This window comes from Alkaliphilus transvaalensis ATCC 700919 (genome assembly GCF_000621485.1).
GTDB classification, from domain to species: domain Bacteria; phylum Bacillota; class Clostridia; order Peptostreptococcales; family Natronincolaceae; genus Alkaliphilus; species Alkaliphilus transvaalensis.
Genome location: NZ_JHYF01000028.1, coordinates 1 through 10005, shown reverse-complemented (window position 1 = coordinate 10005; position 10005 = coordinate 1). Strand labels below are relative to the sequence as shown.

11 protein-coding genes and 1 pseudogene are annotated in these 10005 nt (G+C 31.8%); 6 read left to right on the top strand and 6 right to left on the bottom strand.

From position 1 onward, the window contains the following. On the bottom strand, positions 1–226 hold a 226-nt coding region (locus tag T335_RS0115150; RefSeq protein ID WP_026478256.1), incomplete at its 3' end, for a helix-turn-helix domain-containing protein. A gap of 571 nt (positions 227–797) precedes the next feature. Between T335_RS0115150 and T335_RS0115140 the strand changes: the two genes are divergently transcribed. From T335_RS0115140 to T335_RS0115125, 4 genes are all read left to right on the top strand, one after another. After that, positions 798–1490 (top strand): hypothetical protein, encoded by a 693-nt coding sequence (locus tag T335_RS0115140; RefSeq protein WP_156943700.1) that lies wholly within the window; start codon positions 798–800, stop codon positions 1488–1490. 5 nt (positions 1491–1495) lie between these two features. After that, positions 1496–2467, top strand: coding sequence for a hypothetical protein (locus T335_RS0115135; protein WP_026478289.1), 972 nt, complete (start codon positions 1496–1498; stop codon positions 2465–2467). Positions 2468–2476: 9 nt separating this feature from the next. Beyond that, on the top strand, positions 2477–3580 hold the full coding sequence (locus T335_RS0115130) for a hypothetical protein (RefSeq protein ID WP_026478288.1): 1104 nt from the start codon (positions 2477–2479) through the stop codon (positions 3578–3580). A 270-nt stretch (positions 3581–3850) separates the two neighbouring features. Continuing rightward, on the top strand, positions 3851–5809 hold the full coding sequence (locus T335_RS0115125; protein WP_026478287.1) for a P-loop NTPase fold protein: 1959 nt from the start codon (positions 3851–3853) through the stop codon (positions 5807–5809). A gap of 191 nt (positions 5810–6000) precedes the next feature. Here T335_RS0115125 and tnpC read toward each other — a convergent pair. From tnpC to tnpA, 4 genes and pseudogenes are all read right to left on the bottom strand, one after another. Then, positions 6001–6996 (bottom strand): annotated as a pseudogene (tnpC, locus tag T335_RS22345) (IS66 family transposase); the annotation flags it as partial. Between the two features lie 12 nt (positions 6997–7008). Then, positions 7009–7596, bottom strand: coding sequence for an IS66 family transposase zinc-finger binding domain-containing protein (locus tag T335_RS22340; protein ID WP_156943698.1), 588 nt, complete (start codon positions 7594–7596; stop codon positions 7009–7011). A gap of 66 nt (positions 7597–7662) precedes the next feature. Then, entirely contained in the window at positions 7663–8019 is a 357-nt protein-coding gene (tnpB, locus tag T335_RS23030) for an IS66 family insertion sequence element accessory protein TnpB (RefSeq protein ID WP_026478286.1), read from the bottom strand. Then, positions 8016–8336: an IS66 family insertion sequence element accessory protein TnpA gene (gene tnpA / locus T335_RS20950; RefSeq protein WP_034328700.1), complete on the bottom strand. Its 321-nt coding sequence runs from the start codon at positions 8334–8336 to the stop codon at positions 8016–8018. The genes tnpB and tnpA overlap by 4 nt, the downstream gene beginning before the upstream one ends. A gap of 542 nt (positions 8337–8878) precedes the next feature. Here tnpA and T335_RS0115100 point away from each other — a divergent pair. Beyond that, positions 8879–9427: a DUF2326 domain-containing protein gene (locus T335_RS0115100; protein WP_026478285.1), complete on the top strand. Its 549-nt coding sequence runs from the start codon at positions 8879–8881 to the stop codon at positions 9425–9427. Beyond that, positions 9405–9710 carry a hypothetical protein gene (locus tag T335_RS0115095; RefSeq protein ID WP_026478284.1) on the top strand — a complete coding sequence of 102 codons (306 nt, stop codon included), beginning with the start codon at positions 9405–9407 and terminating at the stop codon, positions 9708–9710. The genes T335_RS0115100 and T335_RS0115095 overlap by 23 nt, the downstream gene beginning before the upstream one ends. Before the next feature lie 49 nt (positions 9711–9759). Here T335_RS0115095 and T335_RS0115090 read toward each other — a convergent pair. Then, positions 9760–10005, bottom strand: a 246-nt coding sequence (locus tag T335_RS0115090; protein WP_026478283.1) for an IS3 family transposase, incomplete at its 5' end; no start/stop codon positions are given.

Sequence of the window (10005 nt, the reverse complement as noted above, 5' to 3'; positions counted from 1 at the left end):
TAAGCTTACATTCTCTACGATTACTACATGGTATTGGTGCAAAATCCATGTTTTTGCGTTCAGCGATTTTAGAATGTCTTCTTATATCTTTCGAAATAGTGCTCGGATCTTTACCTATCTTTCTGGCAATAGCGGCAAAAGAATCACCAGCTAAAAGACTTTTCTCAATTTCGATTCGCTGTGATAATGTTAAGTGTTTTTGATTGCCTCTTGGTTTCTTATTCATATTAACCTCATTCCTGCACAGGCAGGCAATCAACTGCTCTTTAATTATACAGGAATTGGTATGCATATTTAAATTCTAGTTATATAGAATTTACTGCTGCAATATAGAATTTAGTTTTTCATTTAACTTTTGAGTTTATATTAACCAATTATATTTTATTGACCAGAACATATGTTTGGATTATAATAAATAAGAATAATATATTCAAAATTTTCCAGAGGGGGTGGGGGAGATAAGTATGAAAAGGAGAAAGTAAATTAATGATGGTAGAGATTATGAGAATTTAATTAGATATGGATGTGTATCAACAATTATCAAACTTAGATGGAAAAGGCATAACGGTTGAAACAAACATTAAGGTAAGGGGAAACTCTGGTTTAATGCTTCAGATAGATGTTTATTATTAGTTTGAGATGAGTGAAATAAAACATCGTGTAAAAAAATTGATTCTATAACAAATGTACACAATATCAAAATTAATTATTTTCAAACGATGCATCGGTTAACTTGACATTAAATATAAAGGTTGATAAAATATAGGGAAGTGAAGTCAATGTATAGGGGTGGTAATATGGCTACACAAAGTCTTTTTTTAAGTAGTTTTTATCCTTTACGAAAAATGACTGCTAATGAGATTGTTGAAAAAATTTTTTATACAGACCAATATCAAGATGATGATAAGTTTATGTTAATAGAACAGACAGAGGATATTATCGATGGGCTTTATATAATATATTATGTTTCAAAGGAATTAATATATAATACTGAAAAAAATGAAGTTCAGAACATAGAAATAAAGCGAAATATGGCTGTTCCATTTTCAATTGATTTAAAGAATAAAATTTTAGATATTTGGGGTAATAAAATTAATGCACAAAAAATAATTTTATCGTTAGGTTTATGTCTAGATAATGAAATAGTTATTGACAGTATTAATATTTCTTTATCAAAAGCTATAGACAAACTGTCAAGTTACAAAGTGATGTTTAGCAAGGTAAAGGTTGACAATATATTAATACAGGAAAACCTTGTTGCAAGCTATATAATTAATTTATCTAACTATGCTAGACCTTTTGATATCCTAGAAGAATATAAAAATGATATATGTCAATTAACATTTACTCTACTAACCGAGATAAGTGGAGATGCTGCTACTATAACAATGTATTCAAGCGGTTCTGTAGTGATTTATAAATCAAAGGAATTATTATCAAATGAAATACTAAGAAATATAAAAGATATTTGTATCGGAAGTAGGAGGTAAATAATATGCCAGGTGAAAGTTCAAAAACTATAGGGGAAAAGCTCGAAGGATTTGGGGAGAATTTATTCTCAGGATTTGGATGGACTGAGTTAGCAAGAGATCAGGAGATAATTTGCCAAAAGTCTCAACACAAGAATATTAAGGGTAATAGTAAAAATACACATGGGATTGATTTAATGCATTTATGCAAAGATCCATATAGAAATATTAATAATAGAATTATTACAGAGTGTAAAAATCGAACTTGGCAGGGGATTAGTAGATCAAGTATTGAGGCTTGGGTTAAAGAATTAGTTAATACTATCGATTGCTCTCAAAACGATAATAGTCTAAATGGGCTAGCCTCCCAACCGTTTGTTCCAAATGCTGGTATTTTACTTATACATTGTAATGATGGCAATTTTAATGAAAAACAGTTCTATGATTATGTCTCTGCCATTGAGATACCAAATAGAAGAAATCCTATAAATATATATATTGCTGGTAATGATCGGATAGATAGATGGAATGCTCTATTAAATATGGTAAAAACCCAATACGAAGGAATAGACTTTGTGTATCCCAGTATTAATAAATCAGTATATGAGCAAGGGAAATTTTTAACAGTTAATCATTTATTTTCAAAATTTATATTTGCAACTAGAGAGTATCTTGTTGAAGAAGTAAATCCCAAATATACACTTAAGCCACAGTCTGTGCGGAAACAAAATATAATCTTTAGTTTTGATGAATGTAAATCTTATGCATTTAAATATTTATGTGACATTTTTAAGTTTTTTCAGTTTGAAAAAGGAGCAGATGAATATGTGTTCTGTTTTTATCCTAAAAATGGGGATGACATTGAATATACAAAAAAGAATTTTATAAAATCACTTAAGAGAGAAGATGGCAGTTATCTAATTGATGAAAGTAGAGTTAAAGTAGAGATGATGAATAACCGTCATATAACTCCAATAGATTATCATATAAAAGGATAGGTGATTTATTTGATTACAGAATTTACTGTAAACACAGATTTAAAAAGAGTTATAGAAGAACAACAAATTCGCCCAACAAGAGTTAAAGCTTTTTATAAACAACATGGTATCTTATTACTCAATACTAACGCTGCTGATTTAGCTGAAGCTGCTTATACATTGTTTTTAGGAAGTACAGATATGTCTTCTTTACAGGAATTGGTACAAACAGAAAAAAATTATCAAAAATCTACCGTGTTTTTGATTGAGTCACTAGATAGGACCCAGAAGTTAGATGACTTTCATGAGGAGTTAGTTGATGAAATAAACAGATATAGAGCTTTGGGTAATGGTAAGTATGGTCTAGAGGATGTAGTAAAAGATGAAGAGGGGAATACTGTTGTAAAATTCTGTTATGAAAAACATGTTAGTGGTAAGGTTAAATTTATTAGTAGAAACAAACGAACTCTAAATGTTACTATTAATAATATGAATAACTCAAATAAATTAAAAGTTGATGTAAGACAAACTGACTCATCTGATTCTAAAGAATTTCTAAATTTTATACATATGATAAAGAGACCTTCTAGTAATAGTCCAGATCTTTTTAATATAAGTCATATTACACTAGATGCACTACTAAGTAAAAACAAAATTGAATTTTTCGATAAATTAGCAAAACATAAATTTGCTGACTGGAAACTTGTTACTATAACAGGTATATCTGTCATAAAGAATGAATCTTTAATGGACGATGCCGAGGTTTTGGAATATGATGAAAGTACCAATTCTCAAGCACTTACAGGTATAAGTAGTGCTATATTAAAAGGTGATAGCCTAAGAAATAATGAGTTTGTTCAAACGTGTTTAAAAGAAGATTTTCTTATAACCGCAATGAAGTATAAGTATAGTCATAAAAAAGAAGCTAAGAGTGTGATTATTGATATTAATTTTAAGGGTACTGATGTTAGAGTAAACATAGACAAAACATACTTAGATGATGATAATGGGGTTGAATACGCTACACCACTTTCCTTTAGTGAGCAGGATGAAATAATCAAAGTATTTCAAGAGGCTTCTATTCAAGTGTATAGCGACCTTCTCAATATGCAGAAGAATAAAATCAATAAATAGACAGTTAAGATGTTGTTTTACAGAAGGCTAGCATTAATGTAGTGTACAGGAGAATAAGGCATTAAAATATTCATTTTATCTTCTACAGGATCAATCTCTGTATTGTCAGGTGATGATCCTTTTGTTTTGCCCATAATACGGGAAGGGGTATCTGCTTGGGGAGTAGGTGGGTTGGGGTAGAAATGAATATAACTTCAATATAGATCAGTATTCTAAGTAAGCGAGTGGAAAAGTTTATTTAGTTATTATGTGGAAAGGGGTTGTATAAATATGTTTCTATCAGATGAAGAGATTATACAGGTAGTTAAGGAAAGTTTTATAGATAGTAGTTTTAATCAAGCAATACTTCTTGATGGTGATTGGGGCTGCGGAAAGACATACTTTATTAAAAATAAGTTAATACCTAAACTCGAAAAAATCTTCTGTGAGGAATCTACGAATAAAAGGAGAGTAATTTATATATCACTTTATGGAGTAGAGTCATTTAAGGAAATCCTAGATGAGCTTTATATTAATTTTATGGCGAGTTATATTAATTCGAAAGTTGATGTTGATAGTGAAAAAATAGGGAAAGGTATAAACTTTATAACAAAGCTAGTTAATGCATCATTAAAAGCTGTTAACGTTGATGCAAGTGAACTGCCCAAATTATCTGATTTTAATAAACTAAAAAATGCTGTAATAGTGTTTGATGATATTGAAAGATGTAATATAAGTATCAATGAATTATTTGGGTTTTTAAACAATTTAGTAGAGCATAATGACATTAAAGTTATTTTAGTTGCAAATCAGTCTGAAATTGGAAAGCTATCTTTAGTTAAAGAACTTCCTCAAAAATATAATGTGGTTTTAAATCAAAATCTTAACTTACTAAAACAATCTACCAAATCAAATAAAGAAGACAGTAAAATCCTTTCAGTTGACGAACTTCAGAAGTATACTGAGATTTTATTTTCTAATGATATATTATATGAAAAAATTAAGGAAAAACTTATCGGAATAACAATACATTATAGATCAGATCTTACAATTATTTTTGATGAAGTTGTTAATAGCAGTGTGCAGAACATCCCTACCAGAGAATATATTAGTAATAATAAAGATTTAATAATTAGGTTATTTGAAGAGGAAAAATACTACAATTTAAGAACACTGATTTTTGCAATTATGAGTTTTGAGAAAATGCATATCATACTAAAAGAAGATATTGTAGACAGTAAATACTTAAATAAACAGTTTGATTTAATATTAAAGTATTGTATTACTTTATCCATTTGGATTAAGAAAGGAAACAAACCATACTCATGGGGAAAGGATGCAAAATATGGTGCAATTTATCTTAAGAAAGGCTCTCTATGGGGTTTAGGTGATTCAATAAAAGCCTATAAATTTGTTGATGATTATCTGTTATACAGAAGTATAGAAAAATTTGAAATTAGAAGTGTTATTGATGCAATTATTAAAGAGCAAATAGACATGGATAAAATGGTAAGAAATCAAAATTCGTTATACCTTAATAAACTAAGCCAATGGTGGGATCTAGAAGATGAGGAAGTAGTAATTGCTTTAGAGGGTTTACTAAGTGACTTACGTGAAAAAAGATATACAATAGATTTTTTTAAAAACATTGTCATTATGTTGTTACAAATTAAGAATCACGGGTTTCAGAGTATTAGTATAGATGATTATTTAAAAGAGATGATAGTAATAGCAGAAGAGTTTTCTGGAGAAGTTGAAACTAATAAATTTGAGCTTTTAAGCGATAGTCGTGAATTTGTGAACTCATACAACGAAATAATGAAACCTATATTAGATGTTCTGAATAACAAAAAAAATAAGCTTGTAAAAGACCAAATTAGCTATTGTCTAAAAGATACTGAGACATGGGCAAACAATTTCTATGAATACTGTGCTGAAAATAAAAGTAAAGCGATCCATGAATATAAATTTTTTAGTACAATCAATTTAGAATCCTTAATGGTGGTATTGAAAAGTGCAAAAACAAAAGAAATATATCGCTTCTTAGATGCTATAAACTTAATATATAGTTTTAGTAATTTGGATGAGTTTTTTGAACAGGATATTCAGAATTTAACCATGTTTATGAATGAACTAAATATCGAAGTTTTGGCTAATGGAAGTATAACAAAAACATTAGCACTAACAAAAGTGAAAAATAGATTTGAGGAAATAATAGAATTAATAGGTCGGCGAGGTAGGTTTAGTTAATTTGAAAACAAAAGACTTAGATATATTCATTTATAAACTAGAACAATGCTAGACGCAACCTTAACGTATCCGTCAAATACAGCCCACATATGAAGAAAGTCCTATCTATGAGATAATTCGTATCCGTCAAATACAGCCCACATATGAAGAAAGTCCTATCTATGAGATAATTCTCGTAAATAGGACTTTTATTATTTCTGAGATTTAAGTGGTGTTCTGCATTCTTCCGGTAAAGTTTCTGACCAAGGGAGAAGATGATCCAGTGCTCCTGGGTTAGTAAGCTTTGTATTTGGAAGTTCTTCAAATATATACTTCAAATAATAAAAGGGATTTAAACCATTCATTTTGGATGTCTCTACGATGCTATATATTATAGCACTAGCCCTTGCCCCATGAGGAGATTTACAGAAAAGATAGTTTTTGCGACCGATTACAAATGGCTTGATCTGTCTTTCAGCTCCGTTATTGCTCAGTTCGCACTGTCCATCCTTTAGGACATTACTTAAAAGTTCCCAGTTGGACAGACTATAGCTAATTGCTTGCCCCAGCTTACTTTTCTTTACAACTCTAGGCTGAACTTCTTGAAGCCATGACAAATAAGCCTCTAGTATAGGCTTCAGTTTAATATTCCTCATATTCTGCCGTTCCTTAGAAGATAATTCCTTCCACTTTGATTCAAGATAGAACATTTTCTTGAAATACTCAAGGGCCGCGAAAGCGTGGGTCGATTCTACTACCGCTTCCTTCGGAAGTATTTTCAGGGCATCTGTATAATAGCGCCTTGCATGAGCAAAACAGCCTACCCTGATTATATTCTCTACAGAGTTATAACCAGCATAGTCATCTGTCTGCAGAAAACCGCTAAAACCTTCAAGAAAATTCTTAGGGTGTTTGCCGTTCCTTGATGGCTGGTATTCATATAAGGCGATTTTTCTGCCGGAGGCTCCGCTCTTGTAAAGCCACATGTAGGATTTGCTATTTGTAGGTTGGCCATCCTTTGTTAAAACCCTCAGAGGACTTTCGTCCGCCTGAATAAAGGTTTCCTTCAGAAGCTCAGCCTTTAATCTCTCGAAGAATGGCTCAAGCCATAGCTCTGAGGCTTTTATAATCCAATTAGACATATTCTGTTTTGAAAGTTCTATTCCAAAGTCTCTAAATATCCGCTCTTGTCTATCTAAGGGAAGGGCTGCTGAGTACTTTTAATACATCAAATAAGCAATCAAACTGGGCGAAGCAAAACTCCCTGAAATTACAGGCTCCGGCATTGGAGCTGTAATAATAGGGGTGCTTTCACCAGATTCCTGGCAGGCTCTACATGCATATACTTTTCTCACATGCTCAACAATACATACTTTTGCAGGTATGATTTTAAGCTCCTTCCTCACTTCAACAGACATCTCATGCATTTTAGAGTTGCATTTCTCACAGGCTTGTTCCTCTTCTGGAATATGGTATTCTATCCTCTCAACAGGAAGATCATCAAAAGAAGATTTATTAATTCCTCTTTTCTTTTTTCTTTCATATGTGATCTTCTCAATTGTAGGCTCTTCTATTTGAGGCCTTGCAGTAATTTCTGCTTCATTAAAAAATGACATCTGCCCTTCATCTATATTATCACTGGATTTGCCATATTTCTTCACTGCATTTAGCTTAAGCTGCTCCTCGTACCATTTAATTTTCGTATTTGCTATTTCCAGCTCATGTTGAAGTTTTGCATTCTCATTTTTTAGATTATCTATTGAGACATTATTCAGTTGTAATTCTTTGGTTTCAGTTGTATTTTCCATAGTACTATTATATCATGCTTCAAACTTCAAAAAAAGCTTTATATTACTTGAAATACTAATATCTTTTCAAATCAAAGCCCGCTCTAGGGCTGGCTTGTGGGCACCTTCCTGCTCAATACTCAATCCATCAAGAAGCCACCGAAACTGTCTTTCGCTGATGGAGACTGAAGCTCCGCTTCCTTTCTGTGGCCATTTGAAAGAACCGCTTTCAAGTCTTTTGTAGTGTATCCAAAATCCGTTGTAATCCCAAACCAAAATTTTAATGAGATTTTGCCTCTTATTGCAAAATGCAAACAAATGAGTTGAAAAGGGGTCCATCTTGAGGACATGTTCTACTATCAGAGCAAGACCATCTACGGACTTTCTTAGATCGGTTGCCCCCAATGACAAATGGACCTTTTCAATCGAAATTTGTTTTATCATAGCTTTTTGAGAGTCTTAATCAGTTTAAGAAGGAGCACTTCATCGTAATCAATGGCTATGGATAACTTTACATCCTGAATTTCAAGAGTTACTGTTGGAGAAGAATCCTGGGTAATTGACACACTTGCAAATTCGAATCCTGAAGAGGGAGTAGTGGCAGATTCAATACTTGATTCTTCACTAAGATTTCTGATCCAATACCTAAGAGCACTGACATTAACACCGTTATTCTCACACCATGCCTTCTGAGTAAGATTACTAGAGTTATACTCCTCTACACGATTAATCCAAATTTCTCTGTTTTTATTTAACTTCATAAAAAAGAAACACCTCCGATTAATATCTTTGGTGTATTATCTCACGATTGGATGATAGGTTCTATGTGGGTTGTATTTGACCCTTACTAAAAATTAATACTCCACAATAATGAGACTTATATAAGGGTATCCTCCCTCCGAGAACGCACAGTAAAACGTGTATTGGAGGAGGCTCAAATATGTAAGGGTAAATGTAATGGGATAACAATTAAAATCGGATCGTATGTCCATATAGGGGGCAAACACGGTTTGCCCTTCCTTGTGAAGGAGAGTTGGATTAATTGGGATTTAATAGGAGGTTATATTGTAATGGTAAATGTAAGGGGATGAAATTAACTTCAATCTATTCTATTATACAGTGGGCAAGTCTAGCATAAGGGCTACACGCAAACAAGTTTGTTAGTAGCCCTAATACTAGATGTTCCACACCCACTTTTGTGAAGGTATAATCCGAAATGGCAACAATTTATTTCACCATCTGAATTTTGATACTTTTAATATCATGAAAGGGTAGTATCGCCATCGAAGATGGCTTAGAATATGTGGGGGAGTTAAAAGAGAAAGTAGATAATAAAAATATCCAAATTAAAAGTAAGAAAATTTCTTTAAGTGAAACAGTACAAAATAGAACCTCAGAGTTGAATAATATATATAGTAATATTATTAGCTATATAACCAACAAAAGTAGATATGGCAGTATTAATGTCTCGAATTATAATCCCTTAGTTATTAAGCCAGAAGGTATAATTGATAATGGTGCAGCGATGAGGAACTTAGCAATAATTGCATTTGATATTGCTTTGCTAGAACTTGCTTTGGAAAACAACGAAGTTGGTAATTATTATCCAAAATTCTTAATACATGATTCGCCTAAGCACAATGATATGCAGATTGAAATGTATAAAAACATATTTGATTATTTAATAATGTTAGAGAATAAATATATTGAAAATGGAAGAGTGTTTCAGTATATTATTACAACATTGGACATATCAAGTAGCGTTGAAAAGCAATTTAAAGAATATGTAAGGTTAACTTTAGATAATTCGGGAGATGGGGGGAAGCTTTTTGGATGCGATGTTGAAATCTAATAAAATGAAACAATTACTGATCGATGAACTTCCTAATTACTATTCGGAGTATGAAGTTTTTAGAATTGGTAGACTTTTAGATATTGATAAAATATCATATCATGGAGAAGGAATTACACGCCAGACATTAGTTGAGAGATTTATTACTAAAGTCTATCAAGAACAAAAAGAAAGTATGCTTATAAGTTTATTAAGGACAGATGAGAAACTTTTTCGAGAAAAGCTTGTAGGAATTATTAAAGATATTGATAATCAAAAAATCAAAATAGCACCTCAAAACTAATAGTGAACTGCACCCTGTCAAGTAGACATTGGAAATAATAAAAACTAATTTAAGCGGCCATAGCTCGAAATTCCATCGGGCTAAGGTCGCTTAATTTCTTTTGTAATCTCTTATGATTATAGAAATGAATGTATTCATCTATTGCCTCATTTAGATCCTTGAAGGTATTGTATTTATTGAGATAATACTTTTCACATTTTAGAGTTCCAAAAAAACCTTCCATTGGCCCATTGTCAATACACTTTCCTACACGTGACATACTTTGCGTCATTCCCGCTGCTTCTAATTTATGTTT